Source organism: Streptomyces sp. NPDC096324, from assembly GCF_044763015.1.
In the GTDB taxonomy this organism is placed as follows: domain Bacteria; phylum Actinomycetota; class Actinomycetes; order Streptomycetales; family Streptomycetaceae; genus Streptomyces.
Genome location: NZ_JBIWFK010000004.1, coordinates 229,934 through 249,077 on the forward strand (window position 1 = coordinate 229,934; position 19,144 = coordinate 249,077).

Here is a 19,144-nt window from a genome sequence, read left to right on the forward strand (position 1 = left end):
ACCTCCGTGGCGGGGGCGGTGGGCGCACAGGTTGGGCGGGTGGCGGGTGAGGAGGGGGTCAGCCGACGCGACGTACGGCCGGTACGTGCCAGGTGCGCTCCAGGACCTCGGGCTTGGGCCAGAACATGCGCAGCATGAGATTGAAGGAACCCTCCGGCGCGGGAAGCCAGTTGGACTCCGGTCCCTCGGCCGGCGAGGAGTGCTGGATCAGCAGCGTCAACGAGCCGTCGTCGTTGAACTTCAGCGCGTCGCGGTCGCCGACGGTGTAGCGGTCGATCGGGTTGTCGACGAAGAACTGCCGGTCGTTGTACATGGTCAGCGACCAGAACGCGTTCACCGGCGGAAGGCTGCCGGCCTCGAAGTGCAGCTGGTAGCGGTTGCCTCCGTGCAGCGGCTCGCCGTCGGAGTCGACCCGGCACATCGGGTAGACCGCGTCCTGGATGAGGTTCGCGCCCAGGCCGACCAGCGTGACCGCGGATCGCTGCAGGTAGTCCGTGCCGTAGGTGCCGATGTCGAACGCGGTCATCCAGCCGTCGCGGACCTGCGCCCGCGGGCTGCGGCCGGCCGCCTGGATCTGCTCCAGGGCGTCGGCCGCGCCCCGGGTGATCATCTGCCGTGCCTCGGGGGCGAGGGAGTCCCAGTCGAACGGCCGGCCGGGGACGACGCCGAGCCGGGCCAGCCGTTCGACCATGGGTGCGTCGGCGGCCTTCGCCGGGTTGGCCGCCATGAGGTGGGCGGTCATGGCGAAGAACGTGGCGGCGTCGAGTGCGGCCACCTGGTCGACCGGAGCGGTCACCAGGTCCACCGGACCGGGCCCGGCGTCCACGGCGGCGGTACCGGCCGGCGGAGTCAGCCGGTAGCCGGCCTGGACGGCGTGCACCGCCGGGTAGTCCTGTACTCCGTCGACCTGGGTACGGCCGATGATCGCGACCAGGGAGGTGGGGGCGTCGATCCGCTCCACGTCGTCCGGCAGCTCGCCCTGCCAGCCCGGGCCGACCAGCGCGAACTCGCCGGCGGCACTGCCCGTGGTCCGCGTGCCGGGGCAGGCGAAGACATTGGTCCAGGCGTCGTACAGCGGCAGAAGGAAGTACCGCCCACGAGTCTCGGGTACGGACAGCCGCACCGGTCCCGACGACAGGTCCAGCCAGGCCAGCGAGTACAGCGTGTCCGCGTTCGGGCTGACCACACCCTCGAACGAGGCGTCCGGGGTGACCGGCAGGTGCGCGAAGGCGTTCAGCGGCGCGCTGCCGGGGACGGATGCGCCCGGGCTGGTCATCTGGCGCCTGGTCAGCTCCATGGTGACCAGCGGATAGGCGAAGACGTACGCCTCGGCGGCCAGTGCGGCCAACTCCCCAGTGACCTGGGTATCGGTCGTGGTCACGGAATCTCTCCTTGGGTCGGGGTGTGGGTGGTGCAGGTGCCCGGCCGTGCCGACGCGGGCTCCGCCGGCTCGCGCCGCCCGGGAGTCCCCGGCAGGTCGAGGTGAGCTTGCGGAACGGCAGCGGAGCGCATGGCCGGCGGGTCCGGGATCGAGGGATGCTCCGACGCCGGAGCGCTTGGACCGCGACGTTACCCGGCAGTCAGCAGGCTTGCTTTGCAAATCACGACGAATCATTTAGCATTTCACGACATTCGACAGCTGCCGGGAGGCCACCGTGCAACCGCAGATGCGCACCACCGGACTGGCCAACTACGTCGACCTCGTGCGCTCCCTGGGGGGAGATCCGTTGGCCCTGATGCGCACGGCGGGGCTGGACCCGGCCGCGCTCGCGGCCGCTGACCACTGGCTCCCCGTAGCCGCGGTCGCCCAGCTTCTGGAGGACACCGCCACCGCCACCGGCTGCCCCGACTTCGGCCTGCGGCTCGCCGAACTCACCCGGTTCTCCAACCTCGGCCCGATCGGCCTGGTCGCCCGCGAGGAGCCCTCAGTGCGCAGCGCCCTGGAGCTGCTCATCCAGCATCTCCACCTCTACAACGAGGCTCTCCGGGCAGAGATCGCCATCGGCAACGGCCTGGCCGGGGTTTGGATGGACCTGGAACTGGGCGCGGCCCCCAACCGCCGCAGCCAGGGGACCGACATGCTGGTCGGGGTCTGCCACCGCCTCATCGGCCGACTGCTGGGCCCCGACTGGACGCCGGTCGGCGTCACCTTCAACCACGCGGCCCCGGACGACCCCCGTCCCTACCACCGGGTCCTGGGCCCCGCCATCACCTTCGACCAGCCGCGCTCCGGCATCGTCCTCTACCCCTCGGACCTCGAGGCGCCCAACACGCTCGCGGACCCCCGGCTGCGGCCCTACACCCGGCAGTTCCTGCAGAACATCGCTCCGTCGCCGGGCAGCGCCTTCACCGACCGGGTACGGCAGGTCACCGAGGCGCTCCTGCCCACCGGCCGCTGTTCCCTCGAGCAGCTCGCCCGCACCTTCGACCTCGATGCCAGGACCCTTCAACGCCGCCTCGTCGAGAGCGGGGAAGGCTACTCCTCGATCCTCGACTCGGTTCGTACCGACCTGGCGCGCCGCTACGTCGGCGACTCCAAGCGCCCCCTCACCGAGATCGCCGGACTTCTCGGATTCTCCTCCCTGGCCGCGTTCTCCCGCTGGTTCCGTGGCCGCTTCGAAACCAGCCCCAGCACCTGGCGCACACACCACGAGCAGCCCTAGCCCTCGGACATCCACTCAAGGCATCGAGCCTGATGGGACAGCTGGTCGGCGTCGACAGCGACAACCGGCTCTGGTCCACGATTCAGCCCGTGGCGCCTCTCGGTCCGGGCCGCGCAGGAGGCGACATCCTCACGGACCATGCTGTGGCCTGCACGACCGTCGACGGGCGGCTCCACGCCATCATCGGCGGCAATGCCAAGGCCCATCGCATCGGGGGCTTACTGCTGGGCTGAGCACCCGAACGGCGGCCGACACTGCTGCCTGCCCAGGGGACACGCCGGGAAGCACTGGCACCCGTACAGCCGGACCAGCTTCTGATCTCCCGCCCGCCCCGCACCCGTGCTGTTGGGGGCGGGTGGGATGAGGCCCCGGCCGGACGCCGATCCGGCCGGGGCCGACGTATGCCGTACGCGTTCGGGGTGACTTGGACCGCCCCGGTGGCGGTCCGTCAAACCAGGCTGCCGCGCTCACAGTCCGGGCACGTCATGCTGCTCACACCCCTCGCCGACCAGTCGAGGGCAGGGCGCACGTCGTAAACGATCTCGTGGTCGTGCCCGCGGGTGTGGAAGGGGAATCGTCCGGCTACGACGTCGTAGGCGTGAACAGTGATACCGAACTCGTCGGCACCGCGCAGGAGTCCCGACACGTCGTCCGCCTCCAGGGCGGTCTTCAAGTTGGTCATGAGGAGGGACTGGTTCGCCGTCCGCGGCAACGCCAGGAACCAGCGAAACGAATTTTTCGCCCTTCCCCCTCGATGGCCTCGCCAGGCGTCATGAGAACGGCAGGGATCTCGCTCCGGTCGTGGCCTTTCGCGGCCAGAGCTACCCAGAACCCAGCCGTCGCGTCGTACTCCAGATTGCTTCCCGTGACCCCAGAGATGCAGGGCGCCGTCATTAGGCGCTGCAACGCCATTTCCCGGCCCGAACGCGTCACGGCGCGGTGCTGCGGGCTGAGCTTTGCTGCCCTGTGGCGGGTGTGTGCCCCGCCCGCCGCCGCAGCCGGCTCGAACTCCGCCCCACCGTCGCCCGGCCCGCCTCAACTCCCCGCCCATCGCCGCTACAGCAACGAACTGCAGCTGATGCCCCTCACCCGCCGGAAGCAGCCACTGGCCGTGCCGGGCGCACAGCCGGCGTCAGGGTGGCCGGTAGATCAGCACCCGCCCCTCGGCAGCGCCGCGCCGGACTGCACATTCATGACCGCCTCACCCGTGGCCGCCGGCTGGGAGACCGTTACCCGTGATCTGCTGCGGCTCATCGGCGACCTCGTCGACCCGCGTCCAGCGCCGACTCTCAGACACTGGTGCCGACGGGCTGCGGGCTCAGATCCAGAACGTGACCGGCAGTGCGGCCGCTGCCGCACGTCACAGCAACGGCGGCCCGTTCGGGGATGTGGGTGTCCTGCTGGACCGCGTTCTGCACAACGGCGTGCAGTTGCGGATCGCCGACCAACTCCTCATGAAGCTCCTGCTTGCCGACGCCGAACTCGGTCTCGTCCCGCTTGCGACCACGCCGACGGGAGAACCCTGTTGCACCGCGGCGGACTCCTGGACGCGATGGACACCCTGTTCGAGACCGTATGGCGCACCTCGCACCCGCTCGCTCTGTCCACCACCGGCAGCGAAGCCGAATCCGTCATCAAGCTCGGTTCGGAGGGACCGACCGACCTCGACCGAAAGATCATCGCGCTCCCACTGGCCGGGGTGACCGACCTGACGATCGCGACCCGCTCGGCCTGTCGCCCCGCACGCTGCACCGACGCCGCCTCATGGACTTGGCAGGCGTTCAGACCCGGATGCAGCTCGGCGGTCACGCCGTCCGATACGGCTGGGCAGAGCCCCAGGTGCCGGGTCCGACGTGACGGAGCCTGTCACGACGGGCGCCAGCCGCTCGACCGGGTGTTGCCCAGGCAGGTGGAGCGACCGCAACTCCCTGTCGCGTGTCCTTGCGCTCCATGGCGGACGAGTCGATCCGAACCCGGGCTGAGCCATCCGGGTAGACGCGGAATGGCCAACAGGCTCACAGACCGCATCATCCGTACGGTGAGGGTCACGACGTTCGCCACGGGTGCCCGGCACAGCACCGCCGCGGCCTGCGCGGAAGGACTTCGTATGGTCGATCCGGCGCCGAAGCCACCCGCCGAAGAGGCTGATGACAGCACCGACGGGCCGGAGGAAACCCTCTGGTGGCGACGGCTGTGGCCGGTGTCCTGGCGCAGCGTGGCGCCGGGCGCTGTCCAGCTGATGACGCAGAGCCGACGGTCGTGGGGCAAAGACGCGACAGTAGGGCTGACAGTGGCAGCCGTGGCGGTTCCCGGGTCGATGGGCATGGCCGAACTCGCGGGCGTCGAGCCGATCGTGGGGCTCTGGGCGTCGATGCTGCCGCTGGCCGCGTACGCCGTATTCGGGTCGTCCCGTCAGCTTGCAGTCGGCCCCGACGGCACGATCGCCGCTCTCACCGCGACGACGGTGGCTCCCTTGGCGGTCGGCGACGGTGGGCGCTACGTACTGCTGACGTCCTCGCTTGCTCTGGTCGTCGGCGCAGTTCTGATCGTGGCCGGAACCTTGCGCCTCGGATTCATGGCGGACTTCCTGTCCAAGCCGGTCCTGCTGGGGTACCTCAACGGGGTCTCGCTGATCATCATCTCTACTCAGCTGGCCAAGCTCGTCGGCATCAAGGTCGAAGCCGGTGACTTCTTCCCGACTCTCTGGCGGGTGGTGCGCAGGCTTCCCGACGCCTCGATGACCACCGTCGCGCTGAGCGGCGGAGTGCTTGCGCTCATTCTGCTGCTGAAGCACTTCACACCGAGAGTGCCTGGCAGTTTGGTCGCCGTCGTCCTCGCCATCATCGTCTCGGCTGTCTTTCACTTGGAGAACCACGGCATCGCCATCGTCGGTGATCTCAAAGGCGGCCTGCCCGCCCTCGGGTTACCCCGGATCGGACGGCAGGACCTCAATGACCTGGTGCTCCCCGCGGTCGGACTGGCGCTGGTCACCTTCGCCGACGGCAACGCCATTGCACGCGCCTTCGCCAACAAGAACGGATATGAGGTGAGCGCCAATCAAGAACTCGTGGCGCTCGGTGCCTCCAACGCCCTCTCCGGCCTGTCGGGGGCTTTCCCGATCGGCAGCAGCGGTTCACGAACAGCACTTTCGGACGCCTCCGGCGGTCGCACGCAGATCGTCAACCTCACCGCCCTCGTCGTCATCGCCATGATCGCGGCCTTCGCGACACCGCTCATCGCCCCGCTTCCCCAAGCAGCGCTAGGAGCGGTGGTCACTGCTGCCGCACTCAGCCTCTTCGACTTCGGTGCGATCTGGCGGCTACGTCGGATCCGGGACACCGAAGCGGCTCTCGCCTGTGCAGCACTCGTCGCCGTACTCGCTCTCGGCGTCCTCAAGGGACTCCTCGTCGCCGTGGGACTGTCGATCGGCGTCTTCGTCTACCGAACGGTGCGCCCGCACGATGCGATCCTCGGTCATCTCCAGGACATCGACAGCTACCGTGACATCGAGAAGAACGAGCACGCGCATACACAGCCCGGCCTGGTGGTCTACCGCTTCGATGGCCCCCTCTACTTCCCCAACGTCCCGTTCTTCACGACCCGCGTGACGGAACTGACCCACGACGCACAACCCGCGGTGCGCTGGGTCGTCGTCAACGTCGAAGCGGTCACCTACATCGATGCGACCGCCGTCGACGCCCTCGCCCAACTGCACTCGGACCTCGCCGCGCGCGGCACGCTGCTCGCCTTCGCCCGCCCCAAGGCCTTCCTGCGCCGCATCTTCGCCGACACCCTCCTCACCGACCAGGTCGGCGAGGCAAACCTGTTTCCCACGGTCCGGGCAGCGGTCGCAGCCTTCCAGGACCGCGCCACGAAGGTGTGACGCGGTCTGAGCGAGCTGGGCCCACGGGAGCCGCTGTCTCCACGGAGCGCCGGTAGCCAAAGCGCTCCGAGTGCAACGCTGCTGGCGAACCCTCAGCATCGGTCATCTGGTGGTGCCGAGCCTGGACCTGCTCGTGATGGCACCACCCGCACCACCGCACCCACGCCGATGCCAACAAGCCATGGTGCTTCCACCGTGTGTCTCGCGGTGCCCGGATCCTGGCAGTCAGGAGCGGTCTCCACGGCGGGATGTACGGCGCCGATCGGGGGTGGTCCTGACTTCCGTGCGGCCGTGGTCACCTTGAGCAACAGCTTGTGGAGGCGCTCATCGGCTTGGTCGAGCGTGGTGGCCGTAGTCAATGACTGCGTGGTGGAGGTGGGGGAGGCCTGTGAGTCCGAGCAGGCTGTGACCAGCGCGAGAGTTCCAAGAGCGGCACATATGGATACTCGACGTCGACGCACGGTTTCGCCTAGATGATCGCAAAGAGAGCTGATGGTATATCCAGGGGTCCGGCCGGGCCATGGGGGCTTCCTGGGGCCGTCTGAGGCCGGCTATCGCGACTTGAACACGGTGGTTACCTCGCTTCAGTGGTGACCTGTTCGATGATCGAGTGCCGCACGCTCCGGCGTAAGCCGACGCCCTGGACGGCATTCCCTTCACCCGCGGCACGGTGATATGGACGTGCACCCTCCCAGGACCCGAAAGCGGGACTGAAGGCAGCAGGATCTCGCGGCCTCGGTGACGTAACGGGGCCGCAGGTTCCGACGGCCCTTCCTTCGAAGGGCACCGCGAACCGCCCGTTGACGGCCGCGCCTCGTCTGGCCGGCGGAGTACGCCGCTCCCACCGCCCGGCCGGACGGGTACGGCGGCGCAGCAGCTCCATCCCCACGACGAGCAGCAGATGCTCTCCGGCCTGATCGAACTGCTCTTGGCGGGTGGGCTCGCGAAAGAGCCGGCCAGCTCTCCGGCTCCGGCGGCGAGGTCGCCACGCCGGGCGAGGTAGTCTGCCGTGGAGGCACGGTGGGCGGCGCGAGCACGTTCCAGCGTGCCGTCCAGGGTGCGGCCGAGGGCGGCGCTGAGGGCCTCGATGTGGCTCACGACGGCCCGGTCATCGGTGCCTTTACGGGCGTACGGGTCCGGCCGCGCGGATGGGGCCGCTGGTGGCGAACACCGACTCCGGCTCCATCACGTCCCGCACAGCGTCCTTCCCGCCCGTGGCAGACGAACCGCGGCGCGAGGTCGGGAACGATCCGTGACGACCGAGGATGCCGTCTCCGCCGCCTTTGGCGTAGGCGCCCGTCGGCAGACGCGCTCTGCGCGGAGGTTGGCGGTAGGAGGGCGCCCCAAGGCCACCCGCCGGCAGCGCCTGGCCCTGCGCTGGTCCTGAAGCCAGGATGAAACCGGCTCTGACGTCAGCCTCGGGCGGATCCGGGCGTGTCGCGGGACCTGGCCGGGCGAGATGGTGCACCGTCGGCGTCGTGACGATGGCTGTGCAGCATGGGCTCTCGGTCCCCGCTCCGGGGATGGTGCGGATTCCCGGCGGTTCCTTCCCGATGGGATCCGACGACTTCTACCCGGAGGAGCGCCCGGTCCACCCGGTGCGGGTCGACAGCTTCTGGATGGACGAACACCCGGTCACCGTCGCGGCCTTCCGCCGGTTCGTGAGGGCGACGGGGTACGTGACGGTAGCCGAGCGGCCGCTGGATCCCGGTGACTACCCAGGCGCCAACCCTGCCGACCTGGTGCCGGGCGCGCTGGTCTTCCGCAGGGCCTCCGGTCCCGTGGATCTCGACGACTGGAGCCAGTGGTGGAGCTACGCGCCGGGCGCGTCCTGGCGGCACCCCTACGGCGAGGGCAGCACCTTGAACGGACGGCAACTGCACCCGGTCACCCAGGTCGGCTACGAGGACGCCGCGGCCTACGCTGCCTGGGCGGGCAAGGACCTGCCGACAGAGGCGGAGTGGGAGTTCGCCGCCCGTGGCGGCCTCGAGGCGGCCGTCTTTCCGTGGGGCGACGACTTCACCCCCAAGGGCCGCCGGATGGCGAACACCTGGCACGGCCGATTCCCGTGGGAGTACGAGCCAGCCGGAAAGCTCACCGCCACCCCCGGCACCACCCCGGTCCGTAGCTATCCGCCCAACGGCTACGGCCTGTACGACATGGCGGGCAACGTCTGGGAATGGACCGGGGACCACTACACCGCCCGCCATCCGAACCCCACGCCCGCAGCCTGCTGCGCGCCCCGCAACCCCCGCGTACTGCAGGACCCCGCCGGGGCGCCAGCGGAACGCCATCCCAGGCGCACGATCAAGGGCGGTTCGCACCTGTGCGCGCCGAACTACTGCCTGCGCTACCGGCCCGCCGCGCGGCAAGGGCAGACGGAAGACACCGCTACCTGCCACCTCGGGTTCCGCTGCGTCGTGCGCTGAACCGTCCAGCCGCTGAGCCGTCCGGCCGGGAACGCGAGGATCGTCCTTGCGGCCCACTCGTCTGGCCCGCGCCGGTCGCTACAGCCTCGTGGTCCGGCCGGTCCCCGGACGCCACAGGTCCTCCATCCGGCAAGCCGTCACCCGATGCCAAGGCCATGAAGTCCTCACCTCGGATGGAGCACTGCCGGTACGCGCAGGCCCGCGTACGTGCTTACGGTCGGACAGGGGCGCCCTGCCCCGCAGTAAGCAACAGCTGTACGACACCCGGAAGCTCACCGCCCCAGCGAGGGCTCTCCGCCCACAGCGGCGCCAGGAGACGAGTGGCCACATCGGTGGACCTGAAGGAGTGGAACGGCGTGAAGCGCTTCAAGGGGAAGATCGCGCTCGACATTCGCGACTCGGAGCCGGACTGGGCACCGTACCTGGCTCCGAAGGCGCCCAAGGACGCTCCGAACATCCTGGTGATCGCCTGGGACGATGTCGGCTACGCGACGATGGACTGCTTCGGCGGACCGGTGCAGACACCGACGATGACCCGGATCGCGAACATGGGCGTCAAGTACACGAACTTCCACACCACCGCGCTGTGCTCCCCGAGCCGGGCCTCGCTCCTCACCGGCCGCAACGCCACCTCGAACGGGATGGCGACCATCGCCGAGTTCAGCTCCGGCTTCCCCGGCATCTCCACCCGTATCCCGTTCGAGAACGGCCTCATCTCGGAGGTCCTGGTCGAACGCGGCTACAACACCTACTGCCTCGGCAAGTGGCACCTCACCCCCGGTGAGGAGACCAGCATGGCCGCGTACAAGGGGCGCTGGCCCCTGGGGCGGGGCTTCGAGCGGTTCTACGGGTTCCTCGGCGGCGAGTCGAGCTGCTGGTACCCGGACCTGATCCACGACAACCACTCCGTCGAGCCTCCGGCCACCCCGGAGGAGGGTTACCACATCGCCAAGGACCTGTCCGACAAGGCGATCACCTTCATCCGCGACGCCAAGGCGGTCGACCCGGACAAACCCTTCTTCATGTATATGTCGCTCGACGCGGCCCACTCGCCGCACCATGTCGCCAAGGAATGGGCGGACCGCTACAAGGGTGTGTTCGACCAGGGCTACGAGGCGATCCGACCCGGGATTCTGCGCCGGCAAAAGGAGCTCGGGATCCTGCCGGACAACACCGAGCTCTCCGCCATCAACCCCCACGGCGAACCCGATGCGACCGGCCCCGACGGTCAGCCCTGGCCCGAGGTCGACGTCGTCCGCCCCTGGGACAGCCTGAGCGCGGACGAGCAGCGCCTGTTCTCCCGGATGGCGGAGGTCTTCGCCGGCTACGTCTCCTACAGCGACGACCAGCTCGGCCGGGTGCTCGACTTCCTGGACTCCGCCGGCGAGCTCGACAACACCATCATCGTCGCCGTCTCCGACAACGGCGCAAGCGGCGAGGGCGGTCCGGACGGCACCTTCAACGAGTGGCGCTTCTTCAACGGCGTGCCCACCCCGACCGAGCTGACTCTGCAGCACATCGACGAACTCGGCAGCACGGTGTCCTACAACCACTACAACACCGGCTGGGCCTGGGCCTTCGACACCCCGTTCCCGTACTGGAAGCGCTGGGCCGGCTACGAGGGCGGTGTGGCCGACATGTGCCTGATCGCCTGGCCCTCGAAGATCAAGGCAAGAGGCGAGGTCCGCGAGCAGTACATCCACGCCGTCGACGTCGTCCCTACCCTGTACGACCTCATCGGCATCGAGCCGCCCGAGACCGTCAAGGGCCGCCCGCAGAACCCCATCGAGGGGGAGAGTTTTGCGGCCTCGCTCGCCGACGCCGCGGCACCGGGCAAGCAAACCCAGTTCTACGCGATGCTAGGACAGCGCTCGATCTACCACGACGGCTGGCTGGCCTGCACGGCACACCCGCCGCTGAGCGGCTGGGGCAAGTTCGAACACGACCGCTGGGAGCTCTACGACCTCGCCAACGACCGCGCCCAGTCCAATGACATCGCGGCCGACCACTTGGAGAGGCTCGAGAAGCTCAAGGGCCTCTGGTACTACTACGCGGGCATCTACAACGGACTGCCGCTGGACGACCGCAGCACGCTCGAACAGGTCCTGGCCGAGCGCCCGCACGGCACCCCGCACCGGGACCGCTACGTCTACTACCCCGACTGCGCCCCCGTCCCCGAGCAGTCCGGCGTTGCGATCAGCGGCCGCTCGTACACCATCGCCGCCGGCGTCCGGATCGACTCCCCCGACGCCGAAGGCGTCCTGTATGCCCACGGAGGACTCGCCGGCGGCCACAGCCTGTACGTCAGGGACCGACGTCTGCACTACGCGTTCAACTGGCTCGGCACCGACCTGCGGACCATCGAGGGGGACCGGCCCATCGCCCCGGGCAGCCATGTACTCACCGCCGAGTTTGCCATGACGGGCCGCAGCACGGACCCGAACATGCCCGGCGCGGCCGGCACTCTGACCCTCTACGTCGACGACCAGCCGGTCGGCAGCGGAGACATCGTCACCCAGCCGGGCTTCTTCTGCGTCGTCGGCGACGGAATCTGCGTGGGACGTGACGGCGCCTCACCCGTCACGCCCGACTACAAGGTGCCGTTCCGCTTCACCGGCGGCGCCATCGACCGCGTCGTCGTGGATGTTTCGGGCGAACGGTACATCGACCACGAAGCCCAGGTCCGTGGCTGGTTCGTCATCGACTGACCCGGACCGGCCCCATGGATCGGCCTGGCCGCCTCCCGGGGCAACCTGGCCGTCGACGTCAGAGTGTGCCTTCGCCCACCGTGGCCCTGTGCGGTGCTCGGCCAGCGTGACCGGCGTGCAGTCACGAGCACGCTGACCGGAACAGGGAAACATCGGCGGCGAGACCCGTACCGACCTTTTACGTAATCGGTCCAGCTCGTGCTCGTGTGGTTGCTGCTGGCCAGAGGAGCGGCCCTCAGGTCAGGGAGGTGGCCCGTTCTTCAGCATCTGCCGTTCTTCAGCATCTGCGAACTTCGCTCGAGATCTCGACTGGCGGGGTTTCACGCCTGCGACGTGAAGGGTCCGATGTGCCGGGGACGGCTGTGATAGCAGCGCCTGGGTGACCCGCTGCGCGTCCGCAAGAAGGTCGGGGCCACGCCGCTTTGGTCCCGCGGCATCTGTGACGCCCGCTCGGTCCGACAGACGACCGGTCTCCCGCCCCGTAGGACCCCTTGCCGAACGTGGAGCAGTGGAGCTGCACTGGATCACGGCCGTTTGCGGCTGGTGACACGGTTTTACCGGCATCCCTAAGGCGTGGCTCTACCTTGCACCGTGGGTCAGAGATAGGAGACCGGAGCCGACTCTCTTGCTCACCAATCTCCTTCCGGGGCTTCAGTACGCGATTCGATGCCCGCCGTGGCGACTTCCCCGGAAAGGGCTTCGAGTCCGCGGTGACCTACGCCGTGGCGAAGCGGCTCGGCTATGCCGACGCCGATGTCGTGTGGCAGAGCGTGCCCTTCAACAAGGCCTTCGCCCCCGGTGCGAAGACCTTCGACTTCGACATCAACCAGGTGTCCATCAGCTCCGAGCGCCGGAAGGCCGTGGACTTCTCGTCCGGCTACTACGACGTGCGCCAGGCGGTCATCGCGCTGAAGGGCTCCAAGGCCGCGAAGGCGACGAGTCTCGCGGACCTCAAGGATCTGAAGCTGGGCGCCCAGGTCGGCACCACCAGCCTGGACTACATCGACGACGTGGTGAAGCCGGCCCGGCAACCGGCCGCGTACGCGAAGAACGACCAGGCCAAGTCCGCTCTGAAGAACGGCCAGGTCGACGCCATCGTCACCGATCTGCCGACCGCCTTCTACATCACGGCCGCCGAGGTGACGGACGCGAGGATCGTCGGGCAGTTCGAGAACAGGGGCGGCACGCCGGAACAGTTCGGGCTCGTCCTCGACAAGGGGAGCGCGCTGACCTCCTGCGTGACGAAGGCGGTGGACGCCCTGCGCGCGGACGGCACGCTCGCGAGGATCGAGGAGCAGTGGCTGTCCGAGGCGGTCGACGCCCCGGTGCTCAAGTGACGGCGACGACGGAGCAGCCGGGAGAGGACGCCTCCGACGGGGAGGCGTCCTCGGGGGGCGCGCGCGGCGGGGGCGTGCTCGGCGCGGAGGTGTCCGAAGGGAGCCCGTCCGAACGGGACCTGCCCGAACGGGACCTGCCCAGTGGAACGACGCACGGCCTGACAGAGGCGTACGTCCCGTCGCGGCGGAGGATCGAACGCGAGCGCCACCGGCGCGGCCGGGCCCGCCGGTCGGCGGCCGTGGCCGCGTTCTCCACCCTCGTCACGGCCGTCGTGCTGTACCTCGTCGTGGTCGACGCCCCGGGCTGGCCGCGCACGAAGGAGACGTTCTTCGACGCGTCGTTCGCGCGTGAGGCCTTCCCCAAGGTCCTCGACGGACTCTGGCTCAACCTCCGACTGTTCGCGGTGTGCGGCGTCCTGGTGCTCCTGCTGGGCACCCTGATCGCCGTGGCGCGCACGCTGCGGGGGCCGGTGTACTGGCCGGTTCGCGCCCTCGCCACGGCGTACACCGACTTCTTCCGCGGCCTGCCGCTGATCATCTGTCTCTCGATCGTCGTGTTCGGCGTACCCGCGCTCCAGTTGCAGGGCGTCACCACGGACCCCGTCCTCCTGGGCGGTGCGGGGCTGGTGCTGACGTATGCGGCGTACGTCGCGGAGGTCGTCCGCGCCGGCATCGAGTCCGTGCATCCCTCGCAACGGGCCGCGGCACGCTCGCTGGGCCTCACCGCACGGCAGACCCTTCGCCATGTGGTGCTGCCCCAGGCCGTCCGCCGTCAGGTCCCGCCGCTCCTGAACGACATGGTGTCCCTCCAGAAGGACACCAGCCTCGTCTCGATCGGCGGAGCGGTGGAGGCGATGCGTTCCGCGGACATCATCGTCGGCCGCAGCCTCAACTACACGGCGTACGTCATGGCGGCGCTGCTCTTCGTGGCCCTGACCATTCCGATGACGCGTTTCACCGACTGGGTCACCGCCCGCATGGACCGGCGCCGCGGCCAGGAAGGCATCGTATGAGCACGGCACCGGAACCCGGCGGTCCCCTGCTGCGGATGGAGTCCGTCCGCAAGACCTTCGGCGACTCGGTCGTCCTGCGGGACGTCGATCTGGAGGTCGCCCCACACACGGTCACCACGCTGATCGGCGCGTCCGGCTCGGGGAAGTCCACGCTGCTGCGCTGCGCGAACCTCCTGGAGGAGGTGGACGACGGAGCGATCTGGCTGGACGGGGAGGAGATCACCGACCCGCGGACCGACCAGGACCGGGTGCGCCGGCGGATCGGCGTCGTCTTCCAGGCGTACAACCTGTTCCCGCACATGACCGTGCTGGAGAACGTCACCCTCGCGCCGCGTCGCGTCCACGGGGTGGGCCGTGCGGACGCGGAGGCGTACGCGCGTGAGCTGCTCGAACGGCTCGGGCTCGGTGCCAAGGCGGCCGAGTACCCGGACCGGTTGAGCGGTGGCCAGCAGCAACGGGCCGCGATCGTGCGCGCCTTGGCCGTACGTCCCAGGCTGCTTCTCCTCGACGAGATCACCGCCGCCCTCGACCCCGAGCTCGTGGGCGAGGTCCTGGACGTCGTCCGCGATGTGAAGGAGGACGGCATGACCATGGTCCTCGCCACCCACGAGATGGGCTTCGCGCGCGAGGTCTCGGACCAGGTCTGCTTCCTGGAGGACGGCGTGATCCTGGAGCGCGGCACACCCGAACAGGTCTTCGGCGACCCGCAGCAGGAGCGCACGCGGCGCTTCCTCAAGCGGATCGTGGACGCGGGACGCGGGTGACCGGGGGCGTCCGCGGATCAGGGCGGACGCCGCCTCCGGGGTGGGGGAAACGACCAGGTCTCCGACCGGAATCCCCTGCTCAGGTGTTCGCCCGCCCCGTTCCCGCGAGCGCCGCCACCCGCTCCACCGCGAACGCGTATCCCTGCACGCCGCAGCCCGCGATGACCCCGTCGGCCCGTAGCGAGACATACGAGTGGTGCCGGAACTCCTCGCGCTGGTGGATGTTGGAGATGTGGACCTCCACCACGGGAAGCCCGTCACAGGTGTTGAGCGCATCCAGGATGGCGACGGAAGTGTGCGAGTACGCGGCCGGATTGATCACGATCCCCGCGTGGTTCAGCCGGGCCTCGTGGATCCAGTCCACCAGCTCGCCCTCGTGGTTGGACTGCCGGAAGTCCACCGTGCCGCCGTGCGCGGCCGCCGCCTTGACGCACAGCGCCTCGACGTCCGCCAGCGTGTCGGAACCGTAGATCTCCGGCTGCCGCTGCCCGAGGAGGTTCAGGTTGGGGCCGTTGAGAACCATGATCGGGGCGTTGGCGAGGGTGCGGGGCACGTTTCCTCCGGTCCGTCGGGTCTGCCGGCCCGTCAAGGACCGCTGTTCGGACCCGGTCTATCACGGTGCGCCGCAAGCGGGACGGCTCGTACGCTCTCGCCATGACGACCCCCGCGTACCCGCCCAAGCCCGTACCCGGTGACCGGATAGCCGTGATCTCGCCGTCCAGCGGACTGCCCGGACTCCTGCCCCTCCCTTACGAACTGGGCCTGGAGCGGCTGCGCAAGGAGTTCGGTCTGGAACCGGTGGAGTACCCGGCGACCCGGAGGATGGGGTCGACTCCGCGGGAACGGGCCGACGACATCCACGCGGCGTTCGCCGATCCCACGGTCAAGGCGATCCTCGCGTCCATCGGCGGCGACGACCAGATCACCGTACTGCCGCTGCTGGACCGCGAGTTGATCCGCGCGCATCCGAAGCCGTTCTTCGGGTACAGCGACAACACGAACCTCCTCGTCCACCTGTGGAACTCCGGAATCGTCGGCTATCACGGCGCGACGGTGATGTGCGAGCTCGGCCGGCCGGGTGCCATGGACCCGCTGACCGCGGAGTCGCTGCGGGCCGCCCTGTTCACGTCCGGGCCGTACGAGCTGCGTCCCGCCGGCCGTTTCCGCCAGGTCGACGCGCCCTGGGAACTGCCGGAGAGCTTCCTCACCGAGCCGAGGACCGAGCCGGGCGCGGGCTGGACCTGGATCCGCCCGGACCGGGTGGTCGAGGGCCGCTCCTGGGGCGGCAACATCGAGATCCTGTCGTGGCTGCTGATGGCCGACCGCGAGATCGCCCGTGATCCTTCCGTGTACGACGGTCACGTGCTGTTCCTGGAGACCTCGGAGGACATGCCCGGGGCCGACGACGTCTTCCGGATCCTGCGCTCCATGGGCGAGCGCGGCCTGCTGCGGCGGTTCCCGGCGCTCCTCATGGGCCGTCCGAAGGCGTGGTCGTTCGAGCGGCCCCTCGAACCGGAGGCCAGGGCCCGCTACGCCGAGGAGCAGCGCGATGCGGTTCTCCGTGCCATCGCCACATATGCCCCGGAGATGACGGTCGTCTTCGATGTGGATCTCGGTCACACCGATCCACAGCTCGTCATCCCCTACGGAGGACTGGTCCGGGTCGACGGCCCGGCCCGGCGCATCACCGTCACCTACTGACGCATGCCGCGCTCCCGCACGCCCCCGTAACCGGCGATCACTGTGGGTAGTTGATCTGGCATGCACGACGTACGCACCGTAAGGGCGCCCTCCATGCTGCGGCTCGCCGCGGCCTCCCTCACCGGCACGGCCATCGAGTTCTACGACTTCTTCGTCTACGGCACCGCGGCGGCGTTGGTTCTCGGACCGTTGTTCTTCCCGACGTTCTCGCCGCTGGCGGGGACGCTGGCGGCCTTCGGGACGTTCGGCGTCGGGTTCGTGGCCCGTCCACTCGGCTCGATGCTGTTCGGGCACATCGGGGACCGGCGCGGGCGACGGCCGGTGCTGCTGGCCTCGCTGCTGCTGACGGGCGCCGCGACCGTCGCCGTCGGCTGCGTTCCGACGTACGACCGCATCGGTGTCGCGGCCCCCGTGCTGCTGCTGGTGCTGCGGTTCCTCCAGGGGCTCGGACTCGGCGGCGAGTGGGGCGGGGCGGTGCTGCTGACGGCCGAGCACGCACCCGCCGGGCGGCGCGGGCTGTGGTCGAGTTTCCCGCAGATGGGTCCGTCCCTGGGATTCGTGCTGGCGAACGGCGTGATGCTGGCGCTGTCGTCGACGCTGTCCGACGCACAGTTCGCGCAGTGGGGCTGGCGGGTGCCGTTCTGGGCGGCGGGGGTGCTCGCGGTGGCGGGGCTGTGGCTGCGTCGCTGCGTCGAGGAGACCCCGGGATTCCTCGCCATGGACGACCGCGCGCGCGTGCCGCTCGCCGAGGTGGTGCGCGACCACTGGCGGCTCGTCCTGCTGACGGCCGGCGGACTCGCCGTCGGGTACGCCGTCTTCTACACGGTGACGACGTGGGCGCTCGCCTACGGCGTCGACCGGCTCGGCGTGAGCCGCACGGTCATGCTGACCTGCATCATGGCCGCGGTGGTGGTGAAGGGCTCGCTGACACCCGTGGTGGCCCTGCTGGGGGATCGTTACGGACGTCGGCCGCTGTGCATGGCGGGCTGCGCGGGCGCCGCTCTGTGGATGTTCCCGATGATCGGGCTGCTGTCGACCGGCGAACCCCTACTCATGTTCCTCGGCTTCCTGGTGGCGCTGATCGCCTTCGTCACCATGTTCGCGGTGATCGCCGCGTATCTGCCGGAGCTGTACGAGCCGCGGGTGCGCTGCACGGGCGCGGCCCTCGGCTACAACCTGGGCGGGGTCCTCGGGGGCGCGCTCACTCCGCTCGTGGCGACGGCGGTGGCGAGCGGGGAACGCGTGCCGTGGGGTGTGGCCGTCTATCTGACGGGGATCGCGCTGCTGAGTCTCGGGTGCTTCGCGCTGCTGCCGGAGACCCGGCCGGTGCCGAGGCTGACGGTCGTTCCCGTCGCGGAGTGACTGCCGGTCAGGGGTTGACGGCCAGTTCCAGATAGGCGGCGAACACGACCAGGTGAACGCCGCCCTGAAGCGGGGTGGCCCGCCCGGGAACCACCGTCAGGGAGCTCACGACCACGGTCAGCGCGAGCAGGACCATCTCGGTCGGGCCGAGGCCGAGAACGAGTGGTCCGGAGAGCCAGACCGAGGCCAGGGCGACGGCGGGGATGGTCAGTCCGATGCTGGCCATCGCGGAGCCGAGGGCGAGGTTCAGGCTGGTCTGCACCCGGTCCCGGCGGGCGGAGCGCAGCGCCGCGATGGTCTCGGGGAGCAGCACGAGCAGCGCGATGATCACACCGACCACGGAGTGCGGCATACCGGCCGCCTCGACCCCGGACTCGATGGTGGGCGAAACACCCTTGGCGAGGCCGACGACACCGACCAGCGCCAGCCCGAGGAGCCCCAGACTGACCTTGGCCTCGCGGGCGGACGGCGCGTCGGCGTGCTCGTCCACGTCGATGACCTTGCCCTGCTGGGTGATCGGCAGGAAGTAGTCCCGGTGCCGGACGGTCTGGGTCGCCACGAACAGGCCGTAGAGCACCAGGGAGGCGACCGCGGCGAAGGTGAGTTGCGCGGCGGAGAACTCCGGGCCCGGCTTGCTGGTGGTGAAGGTCGGGAAGACGAGGCTGAGCGTGGCGAGCGTCGCGACCGTCGCCAGGGCGGCTCCGGTTCCCTCGGCGTTGAACACGGCGATCCCGTGGCGCAGGGACGCGACGAGCAGACACACGCCGACGATCCCGTTGCAGGTGATCATCACGGCCGCGAACACCGTGTCCCGGGCCAGTGTCGAACTCTTGGCGCCGCCGTCCGCCATCAGGGTGACGATGAGGGCGACTTCGATGATCGTGACGGCGACGGCGAGGACGAGGGATCCGAAGGGTTCCCCCACCCGGTGGGCGACCACCTCGGCGTGATGGACCGCGGAGAGCACGGAACCCGCGAGGACCAGGGTGACCAACGCGACGACCGCGGCCGGCAGGTCGCGCCCCCAGGTGAGGGCCAGCAGCACCACCGCGATCACGGGCACCACGACGGTCCACCGCGTCACGAGTGACCTGAGCCGAACGATCATGCCGCGATCGTCGCAGTGGAAGCCGCGCCCCGCACTCCGGCGGCTCGCTGCCGCCGGAGTGCGGCACCGGGCACGCTCCCGCCGTGGGTCAGGCCACGGGGCACGTTCCGGAATCGCTGCGGTCGGGCCCGAAGGGGCACCGGGAGCGGTGGCGGCCGGTGTTCCGCGCACCGCTC

Annotated in this window: 13 protein-coding genes and 1 pseudogene; 10 read left to right on the forward strand and 4 right to left on the reverse strand. The window is 69.6% G+C overall.

Annotated features, from left to right (window positions below):
* Nucleotides 1–58: 58 nt before the first annotated feature.
* Nucleotides 59–1,381: a DUF1254 domain-containing protein gene (locus ACIQ7M_RS11805; protein WP_403642658.1), complete on the reverse strand. Its 1,323-nt coding sequence runs from the start codon at nucleotides 1,379–1,381 to the stop codon at nucleotides 59–61.
* 274 nt (nucleotides 1,382–1,655) lie between these two features.
* On the opposite strand from ACIQ7M_RS11805, the gene ACIQ7M_RS11810 reads away from it, so the two are divergent.
* Both ACIQ7M_RS11810 and ACIQ7M_RS11815 read left to right on the forward strand, forming a co-directional pair.
* Complete coding sequence (locus ACIQ7M_RS11810) at nucleotides 1,656–2,663, forward strand: AraC family transcriptional regulator (RefSeq protein WP_403642661.1); 1,008 nt, start codon at nucleotides 1,656–1,658, stop codon at nucleotides 2,661–2,663.
* Between the two features lie 32 nt (nucleotides 2,664–2,695).
* Nucleotides 2,696–2,896, forward strand: coding sequence for a hypothetical protein (locus ACIQ7M_RS11815; RefSeq protein WP_403642664.1), 201 nt, complete (start codon nucleotides 2,696–2,698; stop codon nucleotides 2,894–2,896).
* A 215-nt stretch (nucleotides 2,897–3,111) separates the two neighbouring features.
* Here ACIQ7M_RS11815 and ACIQ7M_RS11820 read toward each other — a convergent pair whose 3' ends face one another.
* Nucleotides 3,112–3,345 carry a hypothetical protein gene (locus tag ACIQ7M_RS11820; protein ID WP_403642667.1) on the reverse strand — a complete coding sequence of 78 codons (234 nt, stop codon included), beginning with the start codon at nucleotides 3,343–3,345 and terminating at the stop codon, nucleotides 3,112–3,114.
* 1,425 nt (nucleotides 3,346–4,770) lie between these two features.
* Between ACIQ7M_RS11820 and ACIQ7M_RS11825 the strand changes: the two genes are divergently transcribed.
* The 6 genes and pseudogenes from ACIQ7M_RS11825 to ACIQ7M_RS11850 all read left to right on the forward strand — a co-directional run bounded on the left by ACIQ7M_RS11825 (nucleotide 4,771) and on the right by ACIQ7M_RS11850 (nucleotide 14,797).
* Complete coding sequence (locus tag ACIQ7M_RS11825; protein ID WP_403642670.1) at nucleotides 4,771–6,546, forward strand: SulP family inorganic anion transporter; 1,776 nt, start codon at nucleotides 4,771–4,773, stop codon at nucleotides 6,544–6,546.
* 1,484 nt (nucleotides 6,547–8,030) lie between these two features.
* Entirely contained in the window at nucleotides 8,031–8,975 is a 945-nt protein-coding gene (locus tag ACIQ7M_RS11830; protein WP_403642673.1) for a formylglycine-generating enzyme family protein, read from the forward strand.
* Between the two features lie 320 nt (nucleotides 8,976–9,295).
* On the forward strand, nucleotides 9,296–11,683 hold the full coding sequence (locus ACIQ7M_RS11835) for a sulfatase-like hydrolase/transferase (RefSeq protein ID WP_403642676.1): 2,388 nt from the start codon (nucleotides 9,296–9,298) through the stop codon (nucleotides 11,681–11,683).
* A 689-nt stretch (nucleotides 11,684–12,372) separates the two neighbouring features.
* Nucleotides 12,373–13,020 (forward strand): annotated as a pseudogene (locus ACIQ7M_RS11840) (ABC transporter substrate-binding protein); the annotation flags it as partial.
* Nucleotides 13,021–13,139: 119 nt separating this feature from the next.
* Nucleotides 13,140–14,033 carry an amino acid ABC transporter permease gene (locus tag ACIQ7M_RS11845; RefSeq protein WP_403643507.1) on the forward strand — a complete coding sequence of 298 codons (894 nt, stop codon included), beginning with the start codon at nucleotides 13,140–13,142 and terminating at the stop codon, nucleotides 14,031–14,033.
* The gene (locus tag ACIQ7M_RS11850; protein ID WP_403642679.1) at nucleotides 14,030–14,797 is read left to right on the forward strand and encodes an amino acid ABC transporter ATP-binding protein; all 768 of its coding nucleotides are present in this window, start codon (nucleotides 14,030–14,032) and stop codon (nucleotides 14,795–14,797) included. Before ACIQ7M_RS11845 ends, ACIQ7M_RS11850 begins: the two co-directional genes overlap by 4 nt.
* A gap of 79 nt (nucleotides 14,798–14,876) precedes the next feature.
* Here the strand turns inward: ACIQ7M_RS11850 and aroQ are convergent, their stop codons facing one another.
* Entirely contained in the window at nucleotides 14,877–15,350 is a 474-nt protein-coding gene (gene aroQ / locus ACIQ7M_RS11855) for a type II 3-dehydroquinate dehydratase (protein ID WP_355765354.1), read from the reverse strand.
* A 101-nt stretch (nucleotides 15,351–15,451) separates the two neighbouring features.
* Between aroQ and ACIQ7M_RS11860 the strand changes: the two genes are divergently transcribed.
* Both ACIQ7M_RS11860 and ACIQ7M_RS11865 read left to right on the forward strand, forming a co-directional pair.
* Nucleotides 15,452–16,498 carry a S66 peptidase family protein gene (locus ACIQ7M_RS11860; protein ID WP_403642683.1) on the forward strand — a complete coding sequence of 349 codons (1,047 nt, stop codon included), beginning with the start codon at nucleotides 15,452–15,454 and terminating at the stop codon, nucleotides 16,496–16,498.
* Between the two features lie 60 nt (nucleotides 16,499–16,558).
* Nucleotides 16,559–17,860 carry an MFS transporter gene (locus ACIQ7M_RS11865; protein WP_355765350.1) on the forward strand — a complete coding sequence of 434 codons (1,302 nt, stop codon included), beginning with the start codon at nucleotides 16,559–16,561 and terminating at the stop codon, nucleotides 17,858–17,860.
* 7 nt (nucleotides 17,861–17,867) lie between these two features.
* Here the strand turns inward: ACIQ7M_RS11865 and ACIQ7M_RS11870 are convergent, their stop codons facing one another.
* Nucleotides 17,868–18,968: an ionic transporter y4hA gene (locus tag ACIQ7M_RS11870; protein ID WP_355765348.1), complete on the reverse strand. Its 1,101-nt coding sequence runs from the start codon at nucleotides 18,966–18,968 to the stop codon at nucleotides 17,868–17,870.
* Between the last annotated feature and the right edge of the window lie 176 nt (nucleotides 18,969–19,144).